Below are 24,350 nucleotides of genomic sequence, written 5' to 3' on the forward strand. Positions count from 1 at the left end.
TATTTAAACTCTTTATATATACTTTCTTTAGGTTTTAAGACCTAAGCTAAATAAATAATAAAATATTTTATATTAGATTAGTTATTTAATGTTATTTGAATTATCATTGTTAAGAGTCACAAGCAAGTTTTAATAAAAACAATTTTACAGGACTTGTTAAAGGATAAAACCTAGCTATCTTTTCTTTAGCTTTTAGTTAAAGAGAAGTTTTAAACTCACAGCTTAGTTAGACTAATTTTTATTTAGTTTTATTAAGTGTTTAAATGCTTTCCGTCTTGAGATAGTAAAGTCTTATCATAAAAACTTTAACAAGGAAGTGATGCGTTTTAGAATAAAAGGTAAAAAAGGTAAGCTACTAAGAGCGAATGGTGGATGCCTTGACTGGTAAAGGCGATGAAGGACGTACTAGACTGCGATAAGCTACGGGGAGCTGTCAAGAAGCTTTGATCCGTAGATTTCCGAATGGGGCAACCCAATGTATAGAGATATACATTACCATAATGGAGCGAACGTAGGGAATTGAAACATCTTAGTACCTACAGGAAAAGAAATCAATAGAGATTGCGTCAGTAGCGGCGAGCGAAAGCGTAAGAGGGCAAACCCAGTGCTTGCACTGGGGTTGTAGGACTGCAATGTGCAATAAGTGAGGTTAGCAGAACATTCTGGAAAGTATAGCCATAGAGGGTGATAGTCCCGTATGCGAAAACCAAACTTTAGCTAGCAGTATCCTGAGTAGGGCGAAACACGTGGAATTTTGTCTGAAGCTGGGTCGACCACGATCCAACCCTAAATACTAATACCAGATCGATAGTGCACAAGTACCGTGAGGGAAAGGTGAAAAGAACTGAGGTGATCAGAGTGAAATAGAACCTGAAACCATTTGCTTACAATCATTCAGAGCACTATGTAGCAATACAGTGTGATGGACTGCCTTTTGCATAATGAGCCTGCGAGTTGTGGTGTCTGGCAAGGTTAAGCACACGCGAAGCCGTAGCGAAAGCGAGTCTGAATAGGGCGATTAAGTCAGATGCTGCAGACCCGAAACGAAGTGATCTATCCATGAGCAAGTTGAAGCTAGTGTAAGAACTAGTGGAGGACTGAACCCGCTAGCGTTGAAAAGCTATGGGATGACTTGTGGATAGGGGTGAAAGGCCAATCAAACTTCGTGATAGCTGGTTCTCTCCGAAATATATTTAGGTATAGCGTTGTGTCGTAACTAAAGGGGGTAGAGCACTGAATGGGCTAGGGCATACACCAATGTACCAAACCCTATCAAACTCCGAATACCTTTAGTGTAATCACAGCAGTCAGGCGGCGAGTGATAAAATCCGTCGTCAAGAGGGAAACAACCCAGACTATCAGCTAAGGTCCCCAAGTCTTACTTAAGTGGAAAACGATGTGAAGTTACTTAAACAACCAGGAGGTTGGCTTAGAAGCAGCCATCCTTTAAAGAAAGCGTAATAGCTCACTGGTCTAGTGATTTTGCGCGGAAAATATAACGGGGCTAAAGTAAGCACCGAAGCTATAGACTTAGTTTTACTAAGTGGTAGGAGAGCGTTCTATTTGCGTCGAAGGTATACCGGTAAGGAGTGCTGGAGCGAATAGAAGTGAGCATGCAGGCATGAGTAGCGATAATTAATGTGAGAATCATTAACGCCGTAAACCCAAGGTTTCCTACGCGATGCTCGTCATCGTAGGGTTAGTCGGGTCCTAAGCCGAGTCCGAAAGGGGTAGGTGATGGCAAATTGGTTAATATTCCAATACCAACATTAGTGTGCGATGGAAGGACGCTTAGGGCTAAGCAAGCTAGCGGATGGAAGTGCTAGTCTAAGGATGTAGGAGCTTATATAGGCAAATCCGTATAAGAATACTCCGAGATCTTAAAGGCTCTTCAAAGTCTTCGGACAGCGAGGAGAATTGCTGATGCCGTCGAGCCAAGAAAAGTTTCTAAGTTTAGCTAATGTTGCCCGTACCGTAAACCGACACAGGTGGGTGGGATGAGTATTCTAAGGCGCGTGGAAGAACTCTCTTTAAGGAACTCTGCAAAATAGCACCGTATCTTCGGTATAAGGTGTGGTTCGCTTTGTATTAGAATTTACTTCGAAAGCAAAGAAACTTACAACAAAGAGTCCCTCCCGACTGTTTACCAAAAACACAGCACTCTGCTAACTCGTAAGAGGATGTATAGGGTGTGACGCCTGCCCGGTGCTCGAAGGTTAATTGATGGGGTTAGCATTAGCGAAGCTCTTGATCGAAGCCCGAGTAAACGGCGGCCGTAACTATAACGGTCCTAAGGTAGCGAAATTCCTTGTCGGTTAAATACCGACCTGCATGAATGGCGTAACGAGATGGGAGCTGTCTCAAAGAGGGATCCAGTGAAATTGTAGTGGAGGTGAAAATTCCTCCTACCCGCGGCAAGACGGAAAGACCCCGTGGACCTTTACTACAGCTTGACACTGCTATTTGGATAAGAATGTGCAGGATAGGTGGGAGGCTTTGAGTATATGACGCCAGTTGTATATGAGCCGTTGTTGAGATACCACTCTTTCTTATTTGGGTAGCTAACCAGCTTGAGTTATCCTCAAGTGGGACAATGTCTGGTGGGTAGTTTGACTGGGGCGGTCGCCTCCCAAATAATAACGGAGGCTTACAAAGGTTGGCTCAGAACGGTTGGAAATCGTTCGTAGAGTATAAAGGTATAAGCCAGCTTAACTGCAAGACATACAAGTCAAGCAGAGACGAAAGTCGGTCTTAGTGATCCGGTGGTTCTGTGTGGAAGGGCCATCGCTCAAAGGATAAAAGGTACCCCGGGGATAACAGGCTGATCTCCCCAAGAGCTCACATCGACGGGGAGGTTTGGCACCTCGATGTCGGCTCATCGCATCCTGGGGCTGGAGCAGGTCCCAAGGGTATGGCTGTTCGCCATTTAAAGCGGTACGCGAGCTGGGTTCAGAACGTCGTGAGACAGTTCGGTCCCTATCTGCCGTGGGCGTAAGAAGATTGAAGAGATTTGACCCTAGTACGAGAGGACCGGGTTGAACAAACCACTGGTGTAGCTGTTGTTCTGCCAAGAGCATCGCAGCGTAGCTAAGTTTGGAACGGATAAACGCTGAAAGCATCTAAGCGTGAAGCCAACTCTAAGATGAATCTTCTCTAAGCTCTCTAGAAGACTACTAGTTTGATAGGCTGGGTGTGTAATGGATGAAAGTCCTTTAGCTGACCAGTACTAATAGAGCGTTTGGCTTATCTTTTTTAAGCATCACTTCCTTGTTAAGGTTTTTACTTAAAGCTTTAGAATTTATATTCAGTTATTAAACAATAGCTTAGCTTTGATAATAATCTTTCAAGTAAAGTTTATATTAGAACTTGCTCTTAACATTGTTTTTTAAGTATTCTAAAGTAAAACAATAAAGTATTTAGCTTAAGATAAATAAAATATCTAAATACAAGACTAAAGAAAACTAAAATAAAAATAGTTTTATTTGATTATTTTTTATTTTACTATGTTTTTATACTTTTAATGGAATATTTAAATAACAATGTCCGTGATTATACAGATGTGGAGACGCCTTGTCCCATCCCGAACCAAGAAGCTAAGCACATCGTGGGTGATGATACTACGCCTTACTGGCAGGGGGAAAGTAGCTCATTGCGGACTTGTTAGTTTCTTATTATTCTTACTACTTTTAATTATAATTCATATATATTTTTATTTAAATTAATCTTTGTTTTTATATTTTTTAGTTTAATGTTTTATATACTTTTTTGTTTTTAATTAGATTGTTTTATTTTATTATCTTGATTGGTATTTTTATCATTCTTTTTTAGTTGTGCTTTGTTTAATCTTTAATAATAACTAATTATTTAGTTTGTTTTTAGTTTTAGTTAAGTAATAGGTTTTTAATATATAATTTAGAGGATTTGGTTGGATTGTTATAGTTATTTTTTTGTTGGGTTATATATTTGAATTTAGCTATATAGTAGTGCAAGTTGTGTAATTTGTTTGATTGAAATAAACTTGGTTTTAGTTTAAATTTTTTAATGTTTGATTAGGTTTGTATGTTTTTTAGTTGTTGTTTGTAAATTGGTTTCATTTGTTAAGTTGGTTTGACTTTTTAAAGTTTATTTGGATTTATGATTAAGATTAATTTGCTTGTATAAATAAGATTAGTATGAAAAAATTATAAAAAACATAGTAGGTAAAATATGGAGAAATTTATTAAAAAAATTGCTTAAAGAAAGTGTGAAATTTGAACAAGATATAAATAATGGCTTGAGCGATATAAATATATTTAAAGCTTTGGGTGTTGGAGGAGGTTTTTAGGTTTTTAATTGTATGCTAGGTGTATTTAGTGGTTGTTTGAGTTAGGGATTTCTTATTGTGTTGTGTTTATCTTAGGTTTTTTGAATTCTCATATGGTTTTATTTGGTTTAGTAATTATAGTATTTGTTGTTTTTGATTAATTACTTAATTATAGTGTTTATTATGATTTTTATGGATTTAAATTAAATATTGCTTATTTTTTAAATCTTGAGGTGTATTTTAATAAGTTTATTTTTTAGTGGTTGGGGTAGATTGTTTTATTGTGGAGTTTTTATTCTGTGGTGTGGTTTAAGTGAGTTTAATCTTAATTTATTTTAGATTATAGATTATATTGCTTTAGGTTGTGCTTAGGTGAATTTATTATTGTTGTACGAGTGAAGGTTTAAATTGTAAAGAGTGTTGTATTTGGATATATGGTTGAGTTATAGTTAAAAATTTAAGTTATTTATAAATATGAAAATATTAAAAAAATAGTTGTTTTATTTGAAAATGGTGAAATGGTGAGTGTGATAGGTGTTTGTTGGAATAAGTTAGATGGAGTTTTTGATATTTTTAAAAACATAATATAATACCAAAATGATTTTAGATAAATTGATAAATTTTTTAAAAGATAGTAATGTATTTTTAAGTGGTAGTGCTGGTGTAGGCAAAACATTTTTAACTATGGAGCTTATAAAATCTTATAGAAAACAAGGTAAAGTTGTAGTAGTATTAGGTTCTAGTGCTCTTAGTGCTTTTAATATAGGTGGAGCAACTTTGCATAGTTTTTTTGCTTTTAAAAGATGTCAAAATTATGATGAATTGTATTATGAAGATAGAAAACAAAAGGATAAATTAGAAAAGATTAAACGCATTTTAGAACAATGTGATTTATTAATTATAGATGAGATTTCTATGGTAAGTGCTTCTTTGATGGAGATGGTTTATTATAGATTAACAAGAAGTAATTTTAATGGTAAGGTTTTATTAGTAGGTGATTTTTTTCACTTTCTTTAGAACTTGCAAATAAAGCATTGTGGTTGTTAAGTCTATTTAAACTAGTAATTTTATAATCACAACTTCGTTCCAAATTATCAAAATTTAAGGATTTAAACTCAAATTCTCCTAAAGCTAAAACCATTTAAGCTCCTTTTTAGTTTCATCAAGCTAAAATTATCTTAGTTAGATAGGGTTGATGGTTGCAATGTAGTAGTTGAGGATGTGCGGTAACTAGTCCGAGAACACATCGTATTGTGGGTGCAAGTCCCACCGCTCTATCTAATTTTTTCTAAGTGCTTAAGACCTTTTCTATATCCACTTTTCCAAGTGTAATAACCGCATTAGTTTTTTCAAATTTCTTTAGTTTGTATTTATATTTTAAACTTTGCATATTTTTATTATATTATACAAACATTGTTTTTGTTATAAATAAGTTATAAAATGAAAAACTAATTAAACTTGAAAATGGCGAAGAGTTAAAAATGAAAGCACCTAATGTGCGTGTTTTAAAAAATGCTACCAATAAAAGTGATAAAGAAATGGATCAAACCATTTATATGATAGCTACGCTTACAAATAAACAAGAAAGCGACATAGAAGAATTAAATCTTAAAGATTTTATGGCTTTACAAAACACTCTTAAAGATTTTTTGCAAGAAGCAGGAGTTATAGCTTAGAAGCTATAGCTCTTATAAGCCATAGTTTAAATTGGGGTTTAAATGAGGTGTTAGATTTAGATTTGGAAGAATTTGAAAAAGCTTTAGAAATAGCAAAAGAGTTGTTAAAAACTAAAGCTCTTTAGGATTTAGAAGTTGTTTGTGGCTGTTTTTGGCTCTAAAAAGTTTTTTAAAAAGTTTAAAAATAAGTTTTGAAATAAAAAATAAAATTTCACAACTTATCATAAATAAAGCTTGAATAAGCTGTGATAAACCAAGAAAAAAACCAATAAGAAGAACAAACAAAGCTACAAAAAATGTTATAAAAATATTGGCAAAAAAAGAAATTTCATCATTATAAGTAGTGCAAAAAATGCCAATATAGCAAACAATTGCAAAGCCATATGAGTAGAGATAATCTCTTTTTGTTAAAAGTATTTTTTTATTCATAGCAAAGATTTTAAAATACAATTACTTAAAAAAGGTTGAATGTGGAAAATGCTGGAAGTATTGGAATTGGTATCGCTTTAGGATTTGTATTAAAGAATGCATCTGTTATAAAAGAAGCAACCAAAGATTTTAATAATTTAGAAAAAGTAGTAGCAAAAACTAAACTTGGCATTAGTGGCTTGCAAAAACAACTAGATACCCTTAAATTAAATAGCAATCTAAGAGAAGAATTAAAAGCTCAAAGAAAAGGTTTGCAAGATGAAATTTTAAGTTTAGGTAATGTCATTAGAGGTGGAATTATTGGTAAAGGTTTAGGAGAAGCTATAAGTTTTGAATCTGCTATGGCTGATGTTAGAAAGGTTTTAAATTTTGATGAGAATGATAATATAATAAAAATTTTTATTTATAATTTTTTATAATCAATTTTATATGTTCCAATAATTCTTCCTATAATTTTTAATTCGTTAGGATTTTTAATATCAATAATAGGATATTCTTTGTTATCACTGGTTAAACACAAGGGTCTTTTTTTTAATCTTTTAATTAAAATTTCTTTTTGAAATTCAACAATATATATACCACCTTCTATGGTTGATTTATCTTTTTGAAATACGACCATCTCTCCTTCTTTTATTGTAGGTTCCATACTATTTCCTATCATAGAAACAATACCCATTTTTAAAAATTCTTGTAAATTAAACATACTATTTAATTCATTTTTATTGAAAGGTATGGTTTGTGTGGTAATATTACTATCGGTAGTAAAATCTGATGAAAGATAATAGTTTTTATAAAATGGAATCAATATTGTATCTTTATTATTTATTTTTTCAGTTTGTTGTAAATTTTTACTAACTAGATTTATATAGTTATTTTGTTTATATTTTAATTGATTAAACTTTAATATAGCATGTGAAGATATTCTTTTTCGTTGTCTCCATCCTATTGCAGTAGATTTCTTAAGACCCAATTTTTCAGCTACCATTTCTAAGCTAGTAACATTAAAATAAAGCTTCATTTCTTCTACTAATGTTTTAAAATTTTCCATTTATCACTTTCTATTTATAGTTATTTTATTTATAAATTATTGACATATAAATAAAATAACTATATAATGTATAAAATTTATTTCTAAATTGTATCTTAAAAAAATCAATTTGAAATAAAAATTACAAATTGAAAGGATAGAAGTTGTTAAAAAAATATTTTGAAGATAATAATATTAATCTTAAAAAGTTTGCTCAAAAATATGATTTGGATTATATGAGCCTTTTTAGAGTTGTTAATGGCTATTATTCTGAAAAATATACAGCTAAAGCAAATACCAAAGCTGTTTATAAGAAACTTTTAGAACTCAATATTATTCATGAGCTTCCTGATATTTTGAAATAAGTAATGATGATAAGTTAATTTTAAGTCAATCATACAATTGATTTACATTTAGCTTACTTTAAAAAAGGAGATTGGTATGAAAATTAGTGTTTTAGGTATAGGTGGTACTATTTGTATGTTAAAAGATGAACTAGGAGGGGTAAGTCCTAAATTAAGTGCAAAAGCATTAGTAGATAGCATTGGTTTAAAAGAAAATATAAACATAGAAGCAAAAAATGTATTGGCAGTACCAAGCCCATCTTTAAAATTTGAAGATATTTTAGAAATCATAAAAGTAGCAAAAAATGAAATTAGAAATAATTCTAATGGTATAGTTATTACGCAAGGCACTGATACACTAGAAGAAAGTGCATTTTTATTAAGCTTGTTGTGGGATGAGGAAATTCCTATGATTGTCACTGGAGCTATGAAAAATCCGAGTGAGATTGGAAGTGATGGAGCTAGCAATTTATATCAGTCAATTCTTGTTGCAAGTGATAAATTATCTCAAAAAAGAGGTGTTTTGGTTGTTTTTAATCATGTGATATATCAACCAAGATTTTTACACAAAAGTAATTCTTTTTCTCTTGAGACTTTTAAATCTATTAATGGAGGTAATATTGGCTATATATATGAAAAACAAGTAAAATATATCAGCCCTGTCTATAAAAATAAAATTTACCATATTCCAAATAAAATAAATAAAAAAGTTGCAATTATACCTGCTTGTTTATCTGGAGACGATTATTTTTTAGATAATTTATCCGCTTTTGATGGTCTAATAATAAATGGTTTTGGAGCAGGACATGTTTCTTTTGATTTTATTGAAAAAATAAAGTCGTTAAGTTTAAATATACCTTGTGTTGTTGCATCTAGAACAGGAAGTGGACCGACTGCTTATAATACATATTCGTATAGAGGTAGTGAAATTGATTTGCAAAAAAATGGTTTTATTATGGGAGGGTTTTTTGATTGTTTGAAAGCTAGGATATTTTTAACTTTATTGCTAATGAATAATTTTAATAAAGAAGAAATTTTAAAAGAATTTAATTCTTATTATATGCATTTTTAATTAGGAAGTAATATGAGTTATTTATTTATTTCACAAATATTTATGTGTGTTACTCTTTTTTTAATGGTGATTGGAAAAACTCCATTGTATTTAACTGCTGTTATTGGAACAACAATAAGCGTTTTAATTGCTATGTTAGACTCTAACGATATTCTTATAAACTCTCTTTTGCTTTCTGGCTTAAATCCTGTTATTTTGGATATGACAGGTATTTTGATGTTTATAGGGATAATGCAATCAAGCGGGTTCATGGATGATATCATAAAAATTATTATAAAATTTGGCAGAAGAATTGGTGGTGGGGAAGGAATTGCTTCTGCTAGTGCTATATGCGCTGGAGTTATAGGAATGTTGACAGGTTTTACTCAACCTTCTGTAACAGCGGTAATTACTGCAAGACCATCGGTGTTATTAGGTATGAATCCAAACCATTCAGCAGGCTTACATGGACATGCTGGACATCTTGGTAATTTTGGTGGATTTACCCATCCTACACAGGTTGCAATTATTGGTGCTACTAATATTGGTTTTGGCTTAATTAATATTTTTGCTATTTTTGTTGCTGTGAGTTTAATTTTATGTTCAGCATTTCGATCTAAGATTTATCAGAAAAAGAATTTTATAGCAATTGATAAAAATAAAATGCAAGAAATAGCAAAAGAAATAGAAAACCAAAAAAGTAAGCATAGTGTTTATGTTATTTTTTTACCTTTTATTGCCTTATTTGGTGGTTTTATCTTTGGATATCCTATTTTTTTATTGGGGATATTTTCTAGCGTTTTAACAATTGTGCTTAGCAGGGTTAATATTTTTAATGCAGAAAAAAATATGATAGATGGAGTTAGCAAAATAGCTATTCCTTTGGTTGCAACTATAACATTTTTATTTATGAGTGCTGTGATTAAAGAAATAGGACTAGCAAAAACTATTGCAACTATATTTGAGCCAATTTTAAATATAGCTCCTGTCCAAGCAATGTTTATAGTAGCTGTTTTTGCTGGATTTATAACACAAAGCTATGGCGCGAGTTCAGCTATTTTGTTGCCATTCTTACAAGCTACTATGGAAGTTTGTAGTTATAATTTTGCTTTAGCATTTGTAGCAGCAGGTGGAGCTTCTATAGCTCAATATTTTCTAACAGGCGGACCTGTTGCTGCTTTATCAACCGTTATACCTTTGGTTGAAGGATCAAATTTAAAGGATTCAAATAAATTTCAAAGACCTTCGCAACTTTTTGCTTTATTCTTGATTTTTATCATCTCTTTTTTTATTAAATTCTAATATGGTATAAGTTGTAAGCCCATAAAATTTAAGTATTTTATGGGTTGTATAAAAATAAAATATTTTTGGAATAATTATTGCTTGATAAAATTTGTAATTTTATTTTAGGAGAGTATAATATGATTCGCATTGATCATAATGGTTTTTTTAACCATTCTTATAATACTTTAAATTTAAAGCAAAAAAATGAAACACAATTAATGCAATCTAATCAAGAGCAACAAGCATTTTCACTTGAATTAAATTCAAGTATCCAAGAAAAAAATAGCTTGTATGATAGACCTTTAAAGGAGTTGTTTCAAGAAGCAAAAGAAGCTTCAGAGAATGCCTTAAAAGAATACAGAGAAGAAATGTATTACAATAGAGAAACTGGTAAATACGAGAAAAAATTTGTAGAAAGCAATGAAAAATATAAAGAAAAGATAAAAGAGAAAATAGAAGAGCAAATTAAAGAAAATATACAAAATAGTGTGCAAAATAAAATTTCTCATATTAATATTCAATTGAGTCCTAAACAATTAATAGCACAAGCACAATTTGAAGAAAAACAAAAAGCGACTCTTAAAACATCAGATGTTTTTATGTAATTATTTAAGATAATAGAAAATTATGAAAAAAAATTATTAGTATTTTAATATTATCAAGTGTAGCTTTAATGAGTGGAGATAAATTATTGAATATTTATGAAAGTCCTACTTGTGGATGTTGCGATCTTTGGGCTGATTATATGAAAACTAAAGGTTATAAAGTGCTAGTGCATAAAAATGAGAATTTTTTAAAAATAAAAGAAAAAAATGAATATTCAACCTATATATCAAAGCTGTCATACGGGTGTGATTGATGGTTATGCTATAGAAGGACATGTTCCTGAAGATGTAATTGCTTGGCTTTTGGAAAATAAACCTAAAGATGTTATAGGAATTTCAGCTCCTGGTATGCCTCAAGGAAGTCCTGGAATGGAGCAAGGTTATGAAGAAGAATATCCTGTTGTTTTAATGCTTAAAAATGGAGATTATAAAATTTATGGAATCTATAAAGGACATAATTTAATCAAGACAAACTAAGCAGTTTTGTTTAGTTTATTTTATATATCAATGGTATTTTTATATGAAAAGTTTTTTCATATTGTGGAAAATTCTTAGATGCTATGCGTATAGTTTCTAAGGCACTATCGTTTAATAATTTGTATTTTGATGGTTTTAATATTTTTAAGTTTAGTAAGTTTTTATCTTTAGTCCATGTAAATTCTACTAAAATTTCACCACTCATGCGCATTTTTTTAGCTTGTCTAGGATAAACTAAAGCTTCATCTATAGCTTGTTTGACTTCTTTTAAAAGTTCATTATTATTAGATAAGGTTATGTTTTCTTGAGAAGCTAGTTGGGTGTTTTGTTCTTGGGTGATAATGGGTTGTTGAGGCTTTACTTCTTTTGGTTGATTTATTGTTTTAGCATTAGTTAAAGATTTTGCTTTTTTAGGCTGAATAATAGCTTTTTCTTTGACTTGCTCTATTTTTTTAACTCTTTCTTGTTTTGGTTGCTCGTTTTCTGTTTTAGAGGAATCTTGCAAAAATTGTTTTATAGCTATGTTAAATTTTTCTTCTTTTGTAGTGCTATGCTGTATATGTAAAAAATTTTTAGAATAAATGAAAATAAGAAATAAGGGTGCAAAAAGAAATAAGGTGATAAGAAATGATTGATTTTTATGGTTGTTTATGAAAGCTTTCATCTTTTTTGCTCTGTCAAGATTTGAAAATTTTCATGATTTTTATTTTTTAAAATATCAATAATTTTTACAAAACTCTCAAATTTTGCTTCTTTATCGCTTTTTAACTCTACTAAGGTTTTAGAGTCTATAGTGTTAATTTTTGCTTTTATTTCTTCTAAGGAAGTTGTTTTTCCATTAATATAAAATTTATTTTCTTTATCAATCAAAATACTTATTTTATCTTTGTTTTCATTTGTAGAATTTGAATTTTCACTTTGAGGTAGATTGATTTTGATTTCACCATGTGCAATAAAAGTAGATATGCTTAAAACAATGGCTAGTAAAACAAGCATTATGTCTATAAAAGGAATGATGTTTAAACCTTCGTTTTTTGGCAATTTAAGCATTTTTATCCTTAAAAATGCGATATGCGTTGCTTAAAATCGATATTTTTCTAAGCAACCCATTATAAGCCATTAACGAAGGAATAGCGACTAAAATTCCTAAAGCAGTGGCTTTTAAAGCCAATGATAAACCAATAACAATAGATTTTACATCAATATTTCCGCTTGCACCCATATCATAAAATGTAATCATAATTCCTATTACAGTTCCTAAAAGTCCCACATAAGGAGCATTAGTGTAAATAATATAAAGCATAGTGAGATTTTCACTAATAGCATCATCAAATTTTTCTTGACATTGATAGTCATTGAGTTTAATTTTTCTAAAAAATAAAATACGCTCTATGGTGCACCATATAGCAATAAATGCCATTATCCCTAAAACAATAAATATAATTAAATCAATATAAGTTTTTAAAAATTCCATACATCCTCACTTAAAAATTTTTGTGATTATATTACCAAAAATTAAATTTTTTATTAATAACAATTATCATAATTGATACAATAAATTTATTTTAAATTAATAATTATTATCATAATATTCTAATTTTGAAAATTTGTTTATTAAGAAAGGAAATAATGAAAAAACATTGTTTATCGTTTTGTGTTGCTAGTCTTTTAGTTTGCAATGCTTTATCACAAGAAGTTTTATTAGATAGTTCTATAGTAAGTGCTTCTGGATTTTCTCAAGATATCAAAGAAGCTCCTGCTACTATAAATGTGATTAGCAAAAAAGACTTAGAAAGTAAGCCTTATAGAGATGTTGCTGAAGCTATTGCTGATATTCCTGGTGTGGATTTATTTGCTAGTAAAGGAAAAACTGGCTCTTATAATATTACCATGAGAGGCATTACCGGATACACTTTAATTTTAATCGATGGACGCCGTCAAGGAATAGGTGGAGAAGTAGGGCCTAATGGTTTTAATGAAATTTCAAATTCATTCTTACCTCCAATTTCTAGCATAGAAAGGATAGAGGTAATAAAAGGACCAATGAGTACTTTATATGGTTCTGAAGCTTTGGGTGGAGTTGTGAATATCATCACAAAAAAAGTAAGCAATGAGTGGGAAACATCAGTCAGTTTGGATGGTATTTTTAATACACATAAAGAATGGGGTAATACTTATGGTACAAGTATATATTCTAGTGGTCCATTGATGAATGATCGTTTGGGACTTACTTTGCGTTTTAGAGAGTTTTATAGAGAACAATCTAATGTTGAATTTAGCAATGGAAGCGGTCAAAGAGTTCAGGGCGATCAAGCACAAAGCCCTACAAAAGCAAATAATTTCAATTTAGGAACTAGGTTAAATTACTTAGTAGATGATTATAATACTTTGATATTTGATATTGATTTTTCAAGAAATCATTATGATAATAAAAAAGGTCAATTGGGAACTTTAACCAAACCAACTGATAAAAATGATGGCTCTTTAACCGGTGGCTATACAGACACTATGCAAGTTGATAAGCTAGTAACTTATTTAAGCCATGAGGGTGTTTATGAGAATTTTTCAATTACTTCCACTTTACAATATAATCGCGTAAGTAATGATGGTCGTGAGGTGGTTGGTCAAAAAACTCAGCCGTTTTTAGGACAAAATAGAGATATAGTCGCTGAAGATATTATTTTAGATACTAGATCAGTTATACCTTTGGGTCAAAGTCATATTTTAAGCGTGGGTGGTGAATACAGACTTGAAAAAATGCAAGATAAAATAGCTAATCCTACTAATTTTGATCAATATTTATTAGCCTTTTTTGCAGAAGATGAATATAGTATAAGAGATGATTTAAGGCTTACTTTTGGTGCAAGATATAATCATCATGAAATTTTTGGAAATAATCTTTCTCCAAGAGCTTATTTAGTTTATAATCCTACCAACGAGCTTACTTTGAAGGGGGGTGTATCTACAGGATTTAGAACACCTTATGCAAATAGATTAATAAATGGGGCTTATAATTATGGTGGTCAAGGTAAATACCCTATGTATGGAAATCCAAATTTAAAAGAAGAAACTTCGCTTAATTATGAATTAGCTGCTGTTTATAATAATGATTTGTTTTATATTTCAGCCACTGGGTTTTTAACAAATTTTAAAGACAAAATTTCTAGTCAAAAATTTAGTAATGGTGATATGATTTTAGGTATTGGTAAATGTGAAGCTAACACATGCTATCAAGCGATCAATCATGGTAAAGTTGAGTATAGGGGAATAGAATTTGGAGCAGGGATTACTCCTATGGAGCATTTAAATTTAGATTTAGCTTATACTTATCTTGATAGTGAAATAAAAGATGCACAAGATAAAACTATGATAGGAAAACCAGAGGAAAATAGTTTAAAGCATAATATCATGTTAAAAGCAAGTTATAGTATCTTTAACAAATTTACTCCATGGATAAAAGGTGAGTGGCAAATAGATCGTTATATGGGTGATACAAATATCAATAGAGAATATTACCAAGATGTCTTTTTAGCTTCTATGGGCGTGCGTTATGATATAAATAAAAATTGGAATATTAATGCGGCTATTTATAATCTTTTTGATAAAAGCTTTACTAATGATTGGGAATCTTATAAAAATAAAGGTGAAGATGTTTGGGTGAATACTTATAACCGCATAGAAGAGGGAAGAAGAATTTATATCTCAATCAATGGTAGTTTTTAATTTTGTATTGTTGGGGAGCCAAAGAGCTTGTTAAGAGCTTCTTTGGTTTCATCTTTAGGATCGTATTTTTTAGCGTCTTTTTTAAAGTTTTCAAAATGCTCATTTAAATTTGGAGTACTTTTTACTTCTTGTTTTATAGGTTCTTTGAATATATCTTGTAGTTTTTGTGTATCTATAGTTTCTATTTTTTGAATTTTAATTTGTGCTTTTTCTCCAAAGAGTTCGTGGAGTAAGGTTTTGATTAATTTAAAACCATTATTTAAAACGATTCTATCATCATCTTTAGCATGCGAACTAATATTTAAAATATCATCTTCAAAAGAAATAAATTGCGTTGTTTTTTTGAAAACTTCAGCCAAATCATAATCTCTTTTGTATATAGCTTTTAATAAACTTTCATAAGGATTGAGTTTTTCTTCTTTTGGATTTTGTGTAGAAAGCAACTCTTGGTGTTTTGGTTTTTGAATATTTTCATTTGATAGAGTTTTGTTTGTATAAATAACTTCATCAATAGTTTTTAGGTAAGTTGCCTCTATAAGCATGAAAGCCATAACGCAAAGGACAAAACTATCATCATCACTAGAATTTAACATAGTCTTAGCGCGTGAAAGAATTCTAAAAAATCTTTCATAAATTAACATAGAAAAAAGATTATTTTTGGCAAAAAATGCTTCTTTTAGAAAAAATATCATCTCATCAATAATATTGCTTGCTTCATAATCTTCAAATTCTTTTAAAAACTCAAGAACTTTATCTTTATCATTGGCTAAAATAGCTTGATAAAATTCTTCAATTTTAGCTGGATCTAAAAAGCCTAGCATAGCGGTGATTTTTTGTGTTTGTATATGATTTTGGCAATATACTATGGCTTGATCTAGTAAAGTCAAAGTATCTCTTAAAGAGCCATTTCCACTTCTTGCTATGAGTTTTAAAGCTTCTTTTTCATAGTTGATATTTTCTTTGTCTAAAATCCATTCAAGATGGTTTAAAATATCATGGGTGGAAATTTGTTTAAATCTAAAATGTTGAGTTCTTGAAAGAACTGTAGCGGGAAGTTTTAAAGGATCAGTTGTTGCTAATATAAATTTTACATAACTTGGTGGTTCTTCTAGGGTTTTAAGTAAAGCATTTGCCGCTTGTGGAGTAAGCATATGCACTTCATCGATAATAAAAATTTTAAATCTAGCCAAAGAAGGAGCATATTTTACCTGCTCGATAAGTTCTTGAATATCCTCTAAACTCCTATGGCTTGCAGCATCCATTTCTATAATGTCTATATTAGAACCATTTAGTGAAGATAGACATTGAGAACATTCCCCGCAAGGATTAGCATTTGGTCCTTTTTCGCATACTAAAGCTCTTGAAAAAATTCTTGCACTTGATGTTTTCCCACTTCCTCGTAACCCAGAGAACAAATAAGCATGTGCTAAACGATTGTTATCAAGAGCATATTTTAAACTTGTGGAAACAGTGCTTTGTCCTATAAGTTCATTGAAATTTTTTGGTCTGTATTTTACAGCGAGTGCTTGAAGCATCATTACTCATTCATGATAGATAATAACTCTTCATTGCTTTTAGTTTTTAGCATTTTAGAGTATAAAAATTTTAATGCTTCTATATCATCCATTTGCGAAATAGCTGATCTAATCGCCCAAATTTTTTGGAGTTTTTCAATACCTTGAAGCAACTCTTCTTTTCTAGTACCTGATTTTATGATGTTAATCGCAGGATAAATTCTTCTATCTGAAATATTTCTATCAAGAACAATCTCACTATTTCCTGTTCCCTTAAATTCTTCAAAAATAACTTCATCCATTCTTGATCCCGTTTCAATTAGCGCTGTTGCTATGATGGTTAAAGAGCCACCATGCTCTATATTTCTAGCAGCTCCAAAAAATCTTTTTGGCTTATGAAGAGCATTTGCATCAACCCCACCACTTAAAACTTTTCCACTGCTTGGAGTAGCGGTGTTGTAAGCTCTAGCTAATCTTGTAATAGAATCAAGTAGAATAACCACATCTTTACCTGTTTCTACCATTCTTTTTGCTTTTTCTATAACAAGTTCAGCTACTCTTACATGGTTATAAGCAGGTAAATCAAAAGTAGAGCTAAATACTTCCCCTTTTACACATCTTTGCATATCTGTAACTTCTTCAGGACGCTCATCTACTAAAAGCACAATCAAATGAGCTTCTGGATGATTTTTAGCAATAGCAGTTGCTAGTTCTTTCATTAGCTCTGTTTTACCAGTTCTTGGAGGCGCAACTATCAAACTTCTTTGCCCTTTTCCAATAGGTGCAAATAAGTCAAGCATTCTTCCTGTAAGCTTTAAAGGATCGTATTCTAGTTTAATCTTTTCAGTTGGAAAAATTGGAGTAAGATTATCAAATAAAGGTCTTTCCCTGGCTTCTTTTAATGGAAGATAATTGATTGCTTCGATTTTTAATAGAGCATAGTATTTTTCTTGATCTTTAGGCTCTCTAACTTGACCAGTAACTATATCTCCTACACGCAATGCAAATTTTCTAATTTGAGAGTTTGATACATAAGCATCATTTACACTATCGCTTAAATTAGAATCCATTCCGCGTAAAAAACCATAACCCTCGGGTGAAATTTCTAAAATTCCTGTAAAGAGTATGAAGCCACCTTTTTTAGTTTGAGCTTTTAAAATCTCAAAAATAAGATCTTGCCTTCTAAATTCTCTTGGATTTTCTATTTCAGCTTCATTGGCTATTTTTACTAAGCTTTCCAAATCTAGCAACTTTAAATCTTCTATTTTGTAACCTTCCACTGGAATGTGTGTTCTTTGATGTTGTTTTTTTTCTTTTGTATTTTCCATATATCCTCTAAAATGTAGAAAATGTAGTATTTAAAAAATGAATATCAAGATTTTATTCAAAAAAATGCTTTTTTGTCAAGTTTTTAAAATTATAATATAGCTTTGTAAATATTTTTAAAACTATGAATTTAAAAAAAATGATAAAATATTATAAAAATAACATTGAAAGTATAAGATGAAATGCAAACATTGTCAATTGAGTTTCAAGCAAAATCAAATGATAGTAAAAAATGGAAATTATTTTTGCTGTAAAGGGTGTGAAAGTGTTTATGAGATATTGCAAGAAAATAAACTGGAAGAATTTTATGAAAAACTTGGTAACCAAACATTAACCCCGGTTGTGATAGAGCATGTTCATAAAAATTATGAAAAATACATACAAAAAACTAAAGAAGGTTTTAGTGAAATTTTTTTATTGATAGAAGAAATTCACTGTGCTGCTTGTATTTGGCTTAATGAAAAAATTCTTATAAAATGCGATGGTGTTATAGATGTAGATATAAATTCTATTTCACATAAAGCTAGAGTTGTTTTTGATGATAATGTTATTAGTTTAACAAAAATACTACAAAGTATAGAGAGTATAGGTTATAAAGCTAGTGTATATTTACCTACAAAAAACGAGCAAAGAGCAACTCAAACTAAAAGAGATTTTTATGCAAAATTAATAGTTGCTATTGCTTGTGTTATGAATATTATGTGGATTTCAGTTGCAAAATATGCAGGATTTTTTAGTGGAATGGAAGCTGATATCAAGGATATTTTGCATTTTGCTGAATTTTTACTTTGTTCTCCTGTGCTTTTTTATACAGGTTCAATTTTTTATAAAAATGCTTATTATGCTTTAAAATTTAAAAGTATCAATATGGATACTTTGGTAATTAGCGGGGCAAGCTTAACTTATGTTTATTCAATATGGGCTATGTTTTCAAGATCTTCTCAAGTGTATTTTGATTCTGTTGCTATGATTATTTGTTTTGTTTTTGTAGGAAAATATTTAGAGCTTTTGAGTAAGAAAAAAGCTTTGGATACTCTTGATCATTTGCGTTCGTTTTTGGTTGATGAAGTTAGGGTATTAAAAAACGAAAAAATAGAAAATGTTGATGTGGAAGAGATAAAAATAGGGGATATTATAGAATTAAAAGAAGGTGATAGAGTATTAATTGATGGTGTGTGTATCAGTGGCAATGTTAGTTTAGATGTTTCAAGTTTAAGCGGAGAGAGTTTGCCGATTGATATGCAAAAAAATGATGAAATTTATTCTGCTTCACTGGTTTTAAGTGGTAATGCTTTGTATGAAGCAAAAGCCTGTTATAAGGACTCTAAGTTAGCTAAAATCATTACACTACTTGAAAATTCAAGCACAAAAAAAGCAAAAATAGAAAAAATGATACAACAGATTAGCGGTTATTTTTCTCCTATTATTTTAACTTGTGCTTTGTTGTGCTTTGTCTTTACTTTTTTTGTTTTAAATTTAAGTTTTGAGGAAGCTATGGTGCGTATGGTTTCAGTGTTAATTATAGCTTGTCCTTGTGCTTTGGCCTTAGCTACTCCGGTTTGTTCTTTGATAGCTATTAGTGTTGGATTGAAAGAAAAAATTTTATTCAAAGAGGCTGGTGTTGTGGAGGATTTGAGTAAATGTAATATTGCTGTTTTTGATAAAACAGGTGTTTTGACAAGGGCTAGTTTAGAGGTAAAGAAATATATTTTAGATAAAGAATTAAATAAAAATGAGTTAATCAGTTTCTTGCATTTAACCAATCATCCTGTTGCTAAAAGCATTTTGCAATTTTTTAATGAAAAAGAATATGAGAGATTGGAATTTAATAATGTGCAAAATTTTCAAGCAAGAGGATATAAAGCCTTTTTTGGAAATGATGAATTTTTAGGTGGAAACGAGAAATTTATTAAAGAAAATAATGTTAAAACTGAAGAATTCAAAAATACACATTTTGTTTTTGTCAAAAATAAAAAAATAATGGCTGTATTTGAACTAGAAGATAACATTAGAGAATATGCTAAAAATTTGATTAAATTTTTAAAAAAGCAAAATATACAAATTTATATGCTAACTGGAGATAATTTTTATGCAGCAGATAAAGTATCTAAAGAATTGGAAATAGAAAATTTTAAAGCATTGTGTATGCCAGAGGATAAAATGCAAGCAATAGATGAATTAAACCAGCAGGGTAAAGTTTTAATGGTTGGAGATGGGGTAAATGATGCTTTAGCTCTAGCTTATGCAGGTGTTGGAATTTCGCTAAAAGAAGGTTCTGAACTTGCTATGGAAAATAGTGATGTGGTTTTACTTAAAAATGATTTAAAAAGTTTGCAAAAATCTATAGAATTGGCTAAAAAAACTTATTTTACAATAAAACAGAATTTAACTTTTTCTTTGTTTTACAATGCTTTAACTATACCTTTAGCCTTTTTTGGATTGATTAACCCATTAATAGCTGCTTTATCAATGTCATTTAGTAGTATAATAGTTGTTTTAAATGCTTTAAGGATAAAAAAATGAATGGTGTTTTGATAATGATGATAGGGGTTTCATTAGTTGCTTTATTTTTGGCAATTATTTCTTTGCTTTGGGGTATTAAAAATAAACAATTTGATGATGATCGTAAATTTACAATTTTAAATGATAGTGAAGATGCCTTAAATGATGCAATTATTTTAGAAAAAAGAAAAAAAGATGCCTTAGAAAAGAAAAATCAAAAAACACAGCCATAAAGGCTGTTGGATTATTTTTTTAAGCTTTCTATGTAATTTTCAATTGCTTGGAAATCTGCTTCTGTTAAACCTTTAAGGTTGATTTTCATAATAGCACCTTGTCCATAAGCATTTCTTGTGCCAGCTGCGTATTCTTTCATAAATTGTAGTCTTTCAGCTGCAGTTAAAGAATTTAAAGCAGGAACTTTATTAAGATATACCTTATCTGCTTTAGCACCATGGCAAACTGCACATTTTTTATAAAGTGTTGCGCCATCTGCAGCAAAAGCTGAAACGCCAAGACATGTTAAAGCTGATAAAACAAGTAATTTTTTCATTGTATCACTCCTAATATAATTAAAAATTCATAATTGAATATTTTTATTATATGATTTTTTGATTTAAATTCGCTTAAAAAAAATATTTGATAAATTATAAAAATCTTAATAAAAATACATTATAATTTTTTTATGAAAAAAAATGCCTTGTTTTTAGATAGAGATGGAATTATAAATATAGATAAAAAATATGTTCATAAAATAAAAGATTTTGAATTTTGTGATGGTATTTTTGAGCTTTGTAATTTTTTTATACAAAAAGATTTTTTAATTTTTGTAATAACAAATCAATCAGGCATAGCAAGAGGTTATTACACTGAAAATGATTTTCAAATATTAAGCTCGTTTATGAAAGATGAATTTTATAAAAAAAATATAAAAATAGAAAAAATTTATCATTGTCCTCATTTGCAAGGTTGTGAATGCAGAAAACCAAAACCCGCTATGCTTTTAAAAGCGCAAAAAGAATTTGATATAGATATGGAAAAATCTTTTTTTATAGGTGATAATATAACAGATATGCAAGCAGGAATAAATGCAAATGTTAAAAATTTATTTTTGATAAATGAAAATTACAAAGATGATGAAAATTACAAAGATGATGAAAATTACAAAGTTTTTAAAAATTTAAAAGAACTTTTAAAATATTTAAAGGATTAAGATGAGAGTTGTTATAACAGGTGGAGCTGGTTTTATAGGTTCAAATCTTGCTTTAAAATTACAAGAGCAAAATCATGAAATTTTGATTATAGATAAAATGAGAACTAATAATAAATTAGATAATGGAAATTTAGAATGTTTTGGACATTTTAAGAATTTGCTAGACTTTAAAGGAGAAATTTTTACAGCTGATATAAATGATATGCAAGTTTATGAAAAAATTAAAGATTTTAAACCTGATGTTATTTTTCACCAAGCTGCGATTTCTGATACTACAGTTTATGATCAAAATAAAGTTTTAACAACAAATTTAAATACTTTTAAATATTTAATAGATATTTGTTTAAAAAATAATTGCAAATTAATTTATGCCAGCTCAGCTTCAGTGTATGGAGATGCGCCTAGCCCACAATGTGTAGGAGAGCATGAAATTCCAAAAAATCCCTATGCTTTTTCAAAATTGATGATGGATAATTTAGCTAAAAAATATTTTGATAAAATGCATATAGTAGGGCTTAGATATTTTAATGTTTATGGCAAAAATGAATTTTTTAAAAATACTACCGCTTCTATGATATTGCAGTTTGGTTTGCAAATTTTATCAAATAAAAATCCGCGTTTATTTGAAGGAAGCGATAAGATTTATAGAGATTTTGTTTATATTAAAGATGCTGTAAATGCAAATCTTGATTGTTTAAATTCAAAAAGTGGAATTTATAATGTAGCAACTGGAGTTGCTAGAACCTTTCAAGATATAGTAGATATTTTACAAAAAGAATTAAATACAAATTTAAAATGTGAATATATGCCAAATCCTTATATAAAAGCTTATCAATTTCATACTCAAGCAAAATTAGATGAAAATTTTTCTTATAGACCAAAATTTAGCTTAGAAGATGGCATAAAAGATTATTTACCTGAGATAAAAAGAATTTTTCAAAAGGAAGTAAATGTTTGATTTTTTAACTTCTAAAAATCCTAAAATTTTAGTAGTAGGCGATTTTATGGTAGATCATTATATATGGTGCGATTGTGAAAGGATAAGTCCTGAAGCACCTGTTATGGTGGTAAAATCAAAAAAAGAAGATAAAAGATTAGGCGGAGCTGGTAATGTTTATGCAAATTTAAAAAGTTTAGGTGCTGATGTTTATGCTATAGGTGTTATTGGTGATGATGAAAGCGGTAAATTTTTGCAAGAAAATTTAAATGCAAAATTATTTATAGAAAAAGATAGAAAAACGCCTTTAAAAAGTAGAATTTTATCTCACTCTCAACAAGTTTTAAGGCTTGATGATGAAAATGACTTTGAGACAAAATTAGAAAATGAAATAATAAGCGAATTTAAAAAAATAATAAAAGATTTTAAAGCTGTTATTTTAAGTGATTATAAAAAAGGCACTTTAAGTGATAAAGTGTGCAAAGAGCTTATAAACATAGCAAATTCTTTAAATATACCTATTTTGGTAGATCCAAAAGGAAATGATTTTTCAAAATATAAAAATGCTACTTTGCTTACTCCAAACAAAAAAGAAGCTATGAATGCTTTAGGAATTGATAGTTTAGATAATTTAGAATTTTTTATAAAAAAATTAAAAGATGATTATGGTTTAAAATATTCTATTATTACTTTATCAGAAGAAGGAATAGCGGTTTTTGATGAAAAATTACACATAATTCCCGCTAAAGCTTTGGAAGTTTATGATGTAACAGGAGCTGGAGATAGTGTAATAGCTATGCTTGCTTATGCATTATCTTTAAATATAGATATTTTAAAAGCTTGTGAGTTGGCAAATAAAGTAGCAGCTGTAGTTGTAGCTAAAGTAGGAAGTGTGAGTGTAAGTTTTGATGAGGTTAAAAATCTTGAAAAATCATCTTTTGAAGATAAGATAAAAACTAAAGAAGAACTTATAAAAATCACACAAAATAAAAAAATAGTTTTTACAAATGGATGTTTTGATATTTTGCATTTTGGTCATATAAAATATCTTGAAAAAGCAAAAAAACTAGGCGATATTTTAGTTATAGGTTTAAATTCTGATAAAAGTGTAAAAAGATTAAAAGGAAATGATAGACCTATAAATAATGAATTTAATAGAGCTTGTATGCTTGCTAGTTTGTATTTTGTTGATTATGTTGTGATTTTTGATGAAGATACTCCTTATGAGTTAATTAGCTTTTTAAAGCCTGATATTTTAGTAAAAGGAGCTGATTATAAAGATAAGGAAATAATAGGCTCAAATTTAGTTAAAAAAGTTAAATTGATAGAATTTGAAGATGGTTTTAGTACTACAAATATTATAAACAGGATAAAGAATGATAGAAAAAATAGAAAATGAATTTAATATACACAAAGAAGTGTTGGAAAAAACTATAACACTAAAAGAAGATATTTTAAAAGTGGCTAAAATTTTGACGAATTGCTTAGAGAATAATGGAAAACTATTAATTTGTGGTAATGGTGGAAGTGCTGCTGATGCTCAGCATTTTGCTGCTGAACTTAGTGGAAGGTATAAAAAAGAAAGAAAAGCATTAGCTGCTGTGGCATTAACCACTGATACTTCAGCACTCAGTGCTATAGGAAATGATTATGGTTTTGAATTTGTATTTTCAAGACAGGTTGAGGCATTATTTAATAAAAATGATGTCTTGATCGGAATTTCAACTAGTGGTAAGAGTAAAAATGTTTTAAATGCTTTTGAAAAAGCAAAAGAACTTGGTGGGCTTTGTATAGGACTTAGTGGAAAAAATGGTGGCGATATGAATAAAATTTGTGATATAAATTTAGTAGTTCCATCTAATGATACGGCTAGAATTCAGGAAATGCATATTTTAATTATTCATTGTTTATGTGATTTAATAGATCAAAGATATTGAGCTTG

General features: G+C 29.7%; 20 protein-coding genes, 2 rRNA genes and 3 pseudogenes. 17 read left to right on the forward strand and 8 right to left on the reverse strand.

The features are described from left to right. The first annotated feature begins 345 nt into the window (after positions 1 to 345). The 4 genes and pseudogenes from CARM_RS02280 to CARM_RS02300 all read left to right on the forward strand — a co-directional run bounded on the left by CARM_RS02280 (position 346) and on the right by CARM_RS02300 (position 5,979). Positions 346 to 3,251 (forward strand): 23S ribosomal RNA (locus tag CARM_RS02280). A gap of 290 nt (positions 3,252 to 3,541) precedes the next feature. Then, positions 3,542 to 3,658 (forward strand): 5S ribosomal RNA (gene rrf, locus CARM_RS02285). Positions 3,659 to 4,903: 1,245 nt separating this feature from the next. Continuing rightward, a pseudogene (locus CARM_RS02290) lies at positions 4,904 to 5,308 on the forward strand (AAA family ATPase); the annotation flags it as partial. A gap of 476 nt (positions 5,309 to 5,784) precedes the next feature. Next, entirely contained in the window at positions 5,785 to 5,979 is a 195-nt protein-coding gene (locus CARM_RS02300; protein WP_139426632.1) for a phage tail assembly protein, read from the forward strand. Between the two features lie 111 nt (positions 5,980 to 6,090). Here CARM_RS02300 and CARM_RS02305 read toward each other — a convergent pair whose 3' ends face one another. Beyond that, positions 6,091 to 6,408 (reverse strand): hypothetical protein, encoded by a 318-nt coding sequence (locus CARM_RS02305; RefSeq protein WP_139426634.1) that lies wholly within the window; start codon positions 6,406 to 6,408, stop codon positions 6,091 to 6,093. 41 nt (positions 6,409 to 6,449) lie between these two features. Here CARM_RS02305 and CARM_RS02310 point away from each other — a divergent pair. Continuing rightward, positions 6,450 to 6,806, forward strand: a pseudogene (locus tag CARM_RS02310) (phage tail tape measure protein); the annotation flags it as partial. A 5-nt stretch (positions 6,807 to 6,811) separates the two neighbouring features. On the opposite strand, the gene CARM_RS02315 reads toward CARM_RS02310, so the two are convergent. After that, positions 6,812 to 7,456: a S24 family peptidase gene (locus CARM_RS02315; RefSeq protein WP_139426636.1), complete on the reverse strand. Its 645-nt coding sequence runs from the start codon at positions 7,454 to 7,456 to the stop codon at positions 6,812 to 6,814. 143 nt (positions 7,457 to 7,599) lie between these two features. Between CARM_RS02315 and CARM_RS02320 the strand changes: the two genes are divergently transcribed. The 5 genes and pseudogenes from CARM_RS02320 to CARM_RS02340 all read left to right on the forward strand — a co-directional run bounded on the left by CARM_RS02320 (position 7,600) and on the right by CARM_RS02340 (position 11,196). Then, a complete protein-coding gene (locus CARM_RS02320) occupies positions 7,600 to 7,800 on the forward strand; it encodes a hypothetical protein (protein ID WP_139426638.1) in 201 nt (66 codons plus the stop codon). A gap of 76 nt (positions 7,801 to 7,876) precedes the next feature. Next, positions 7,877 to 8,851, forward strand: coding sequence for an asparaginase (locus tag CARM_RS02325; protein WP_139426640.1), 975 nt, complete (start codon positions 7,877 to 7,879; stop codon positions 8,849 to 8,851). Between the two features lie 12 nt (positions 8,852 to 8,863). Further along, a complete protein-coding gene (locus CARM_RS02330; RefSeq protein ID WP_139426642.1) occupies positions 8,864 to 10,132 on the forward strand; it encodes a citrate transporter in 1,269 nt (422 codons plus the stop codon). Between the two features lie 119 nt (positions 10,133 to 10,251). Then, on the forward strand, positions 10,252 to 10,719 hold the full coding sequence (locus CARM_RS02335; protein WP_139426644.1) for a hypothetical protein: 468 nt from the start codon (positions 10,252 to 10,254) through the stop codon (positions 10,717 to 10,719). 68 nt (positions 10,720 to 10,787) lie between these two features. Beyond that, a pseudogene (locus tag CARM_RS02340) lies at positions 10,788 to 11,196 on the forward strand (DUF411 domain-containing protein). Between the two features lie 10 nt (positions 11,197 to 11,206). On the opposite strand, the gene CARM_RS02345 reads toward CARM_RS02340, so the two are convergent. From CARM_RS02345 to exbB, 3 genes are read right to left on the reverse strand one after another with little or no spacing between them, the layout of a single operon-like run. Next, complete coding sequence (locus tag CARM_RS02345) at positions 11,207 to 11,860, reverse strand: energy transducer TonB family protein (protein ID WP_139426646.1); 654 nt, start codon at positions 11,858 to 11,860, stop codon at positions 11,207 to 11,209. Next, a complete protein-coding gene (gene exbD / locus CARM_RS02350) occupies positions 11,857 to 12,246 on the reverse strand; it encodes a TonB system transport protein ExbD (protein ID WP_139426648.1) in 390 nt (129 codons plus the stop codon). Before exbD ends, CARM_RS02345 begins: the two co-directional genes overlap by 4 nt. Then, complete coding sequence (exbB, locus tag CARM_RS02355; RefSeq protein WP_139426650.1) at positions 12,239 to 12,670, reverse strand: TonB-system energizer ExbB; 432 nt, start codon at positions 12,668 to 12,670, stop codon at positions 12,239 to 12,241. Before exbB ends, exbD begins: the two co-directional genes overlap by 8 nt. 155 nt (positions 12,671 to 12,825) lie before the next feature. Here exbB and cfrA point away from each other — a divergent pair, with 155 nt between their 5' ends. After that, the gene (cfrA, locus tag CARM_RS02360; RefSeq protein WP_139426652.1) at positions 12,826 to 14,919 is read left to right on the forward strand and encodes a TonB-dependent ferric enterobactin receptor CfrA; all 2,094 of its coding nucleotides are present in this window, start codon (positions 12,826 to 12,828) and stop codon (positions 14,917 to 14,919) included. Here cfrA and CARM_RS02365 read toward each other — a convergent pair. Both CARM_RS02365 and rho read right to left on the reverse strand, forming a co-directional pair. Next, positions 14,916 to 16,454, reverse strand: a complete 1,539-nt coding sequence (locus CARM_RS02365; protein WP_139426654.1) for a DNA polymerase III subunit gamma/tau — start codon at positions 16,452 to 16,454, stop codon at positions 14,916 to 14,918. The genes cfrA and CARM_RS02365 overlap by 4 nt on opposite strands. Before the next feature lie 2 nt (positions 16,455 to 16,456). Then, the gene (gene rho, locus CARM_RS02370; protein ID WP_139426656.1) at positions 16,457 to 17,761 is read right to left on the reverse strand and encodes a transcription termination factor Rho; all 1,305 of its coding nucleotides are present in this window, start codon (positions 17,759 to 17,761) and stop codon (positions 16,457 to 16,459) included. A 175-nt stretch (positions 17,762 to 17,936) separates the two neighbouring features. Between rho and CARM_RS02375 the strand changes: the two genes are divergently transcribed. Then, a complete protein-coding gene (locus tag CARM_RS02375; RefSeq protein ID WP_139426658.1) occupies positions 17,937 to 20,282 on the forward strand; it encodes a heavy metal translocating P-type ATPase in 2,346 nt (781 codons plus the stop codon). Then, the gene (gene ccoS, locus CARM_RS02380) at positions 20,279 to 20,494 is read left to right on the forward strand and encodes a cbb3-type cytochrome oxidase assembly protein CcoS (RefSeq protein WP_139426660.1); all 216 of its coding nucleotides are present in this window, start codon (positions 20,279 to 20,281) and stop codon (positions 20,492 to 20,494) included. Before CARM_RS02375 ends, ccoS begins: the two co-directional genes overlap by 4 nt. An 11-nt stretch (positions 20,495 to 20,505) precedes the next feature. Here the strand turns inward: ccoS and CARM_RS02385 are convergent, their stop codons facing one another. Beyond that, complete coding sequence (locus CARM_RS02385) at positions 20,506 to 20,811, reverse strand: c-type cytochrome (RefSeq protein ID WP_139426662.1); 306 nt, start codon at positions 20,809 to 20,811, stop codon at positions 20,506 to 20,508. Positions 20,812 to 20,943: 132 nt separating this feature from the next. On the opposite strand from CARM_RS02385, the gene CARM_RS02390 reads away from it, so the two are divergent. The 4 genes from CARM_RS02390 to gmhA are packed head-to-tail and all read left to right on the forward strand — an operon-like array spanning position 20,944 to position 24,345. Continuing rightward, positions 20,944 to 21,471 carry a D-glycero-alpha-D-manno-heptose-1,7-bisphosphate 7-phosphatase gene (locus tag CARM_RS02390; protein WP_139426664.1) on the forward strand — a complete coding sequence of 176 codons (528 nt, stop codon included), beginning with the start codon at positions 20,944 to 20,946 and terminating at the stop codon, positions 21,469 to 21,471. Between the two features lies 1 nt (position 21,472). After that, positions 21,473 to 22,429, forward strand: coding sequence for an ADP-glyceromanno-heptose 6-epimerase (gene rfaD / locus CARM_RS02395; RefSeq protein ID WP_139426666.1), 957 nt, complete (start codon positions 21,473 to 21,475; stop codon positions 22,427 to 22,429). Then, on the forward strand, positions 22,422 to 23,807 hold the full coding sequence (rfaE1, locus tag CARM_RS02400) for a D-glycero-beta-D-manno-heptose-7-phosphate kinase (protein WP_139426668.1): 1,386 nt from the start codon (positions 22,422 to 22,424) through the stop codon (positions 23,805 to 23,807). Before rfaD ends, rfaE1 begins: the two co-directional genes overlap by 8 nt. Further along, complete coding sequence (gene gmhA, locus CARM_RS02405; protein WP_139426670.1) at positions 23,785 to 24,345, forward strand: D-sedoheptulose 7-phosphate isomerase; 561 nt, start codon at positions 23,785 to 23,787, stop codon at positions 24,343 to 24,345. The genes rfaE1 and gmhA overlap by 23 nt, the downstream gene beginning before the upstream one ends. The last annotated feature ends 5 nt before the right edge of the window (positions 24,346 to 24,350 follow it).

The organism is Campylobacter armoricus (genome assembly GCF_013372105.1).
Taxonomy (GTDB): domain Bacteria; phylum Campylobacterota; class Campylobacteria; order Campylobacterales; family Campylobacteraceae; genus Campylobacter_D; species Campylobacter_D armoricus.

Excerpts from the sequence above, each read along its gene's own strand:
- CARM_RS02300 (WP_139426632.1), top strand. The coding sequence starts at position 5,785 with ATGAAAGCACCTAATGTGCGTGTTTTAAAAAATGCTACCAATAAAAGT.
- CARM_RS02305 (WP_139426634.1), bottom strand. The coding sequence starts at position 6,408 with ATGAATAAAAAAATACTTTTAACAAAAAGAGATTATCTCTACTCATAT.
- CARM_RS02315 (WP_139426636.1), bottom strand. The coding sequence starts at position 7,456 with ATGGAAAATTTTAAAACATTAGTAGAAGAAATGAAGCTTTATTTTAAT.
- CARM_RS02325 (WP_139426640.1), top strand. The coding sequence starts at position 7,877 with ATGAAAATTAGTGTTTTAGGTATAGGTGGTACTATTTGTATGTTAAAA.
- CARM_RS02330 (WP_139426642.1), top strand. The coding sequence starts at position 8,864 with ATGAGTTATTTATTTATTTCACAAATATTTATGTGTGTTACTCTTTTT.
- CARM_RS02335 (WP_139426644.1), top strand. The coding sequence starts at position 10,252 with ATGATTCGCATTGATCATAATGGTTTTTTTAACCATTCTTATAATACT.
- CARM_RS02345 (WP_139426646.1), bottom strand. The coding sequence starts at position 11,860 with ATGAAAGCTTTCATAAACAACCATAAAAATCAATCATTTCTTATCACC.
- exbD (WP_139426648.1), bottom strand. The coding sequence starts at position 12,246 with ATGCTTAAATTGCCAAAAAACGAAGGTTTAAACATCATTCCTTTTATA.
- exbB (WP_139426650.1), bottom strand. The coding sequence starts at position 12,670 with ATGGAATTTTTAAAAACTTATATTGATTTAATTATATTTATTGTTTTA.
- cfrA (WP_139426652.1), top strand. The coding sequence starts at position 12,826 with ATGAAAAAACATTGTTTATCGTTTTGTGTTGCTAGTCTTTTAGTTTGC.
- CARM_RS02365 (WP_139426654.1), bottom strand. The coding sequence starts at position 16,454 with ATGCTTCAAGCACTCGCTGTAAAATACAGACCAAAAAATTTCAATGAA.
- rho (WP_139426656.1), bottom strand. The coding sequence starts at position 17,761 with ATGGAAAATACAAAAGAAAAAAAACAACATCAAAGAACACACATTCCA.
- CARM_RS02375 (WP_139426658.1), top strand. The coding sequence starts at position 17,937 with ATGAAATGCAAACATTGTCAATTGAGTTTCAAGCAAAATCAAATGATA.
- ccoS (WP_139426660.1), top strand. The coding sequence starts at position 20,279 with ATGAATGGTGTTTTGATAATGATGATAGGGGTTTCATTAGTTGCTTTA.
- CARM_RS02385 (WP_139426662.1), bottom strand. The coding sequence starts at position 20,811 with ATGAAAAAATTACTTGTTTTATCAGCTTTAACATGTCTTGGCGTTTCA.
- CARM_RS02390 (WP_139426664.1), top strand. The coding sequence starts at position 20,944 with ATGAAAAAAAATGCCTTGTTTTTAGATAGAGATGGAATTATAAATATA.
- rfaD (WP_139426666.1), top strand. The coding sequence starts at position 21,473 with ATGAGAGTTGTTATAACAGGTGGAGCTGGTTTTATAGGTTCAAATCTT.
- rfaE1 (WP_139426668.1), top strand. The coding sequence starts at position 22,422 with ATGTTTGATTTTTTAACTTCTAAAAATCCTAAAATTTTAGTAGTAGGC.
- gmhA (WP_139426670.1), top strand. The coding sequence starts at position 23,785 with ATGATAGAAAAAATAGAAAATGAATTTAATATACACAAAGAAGTGTTG.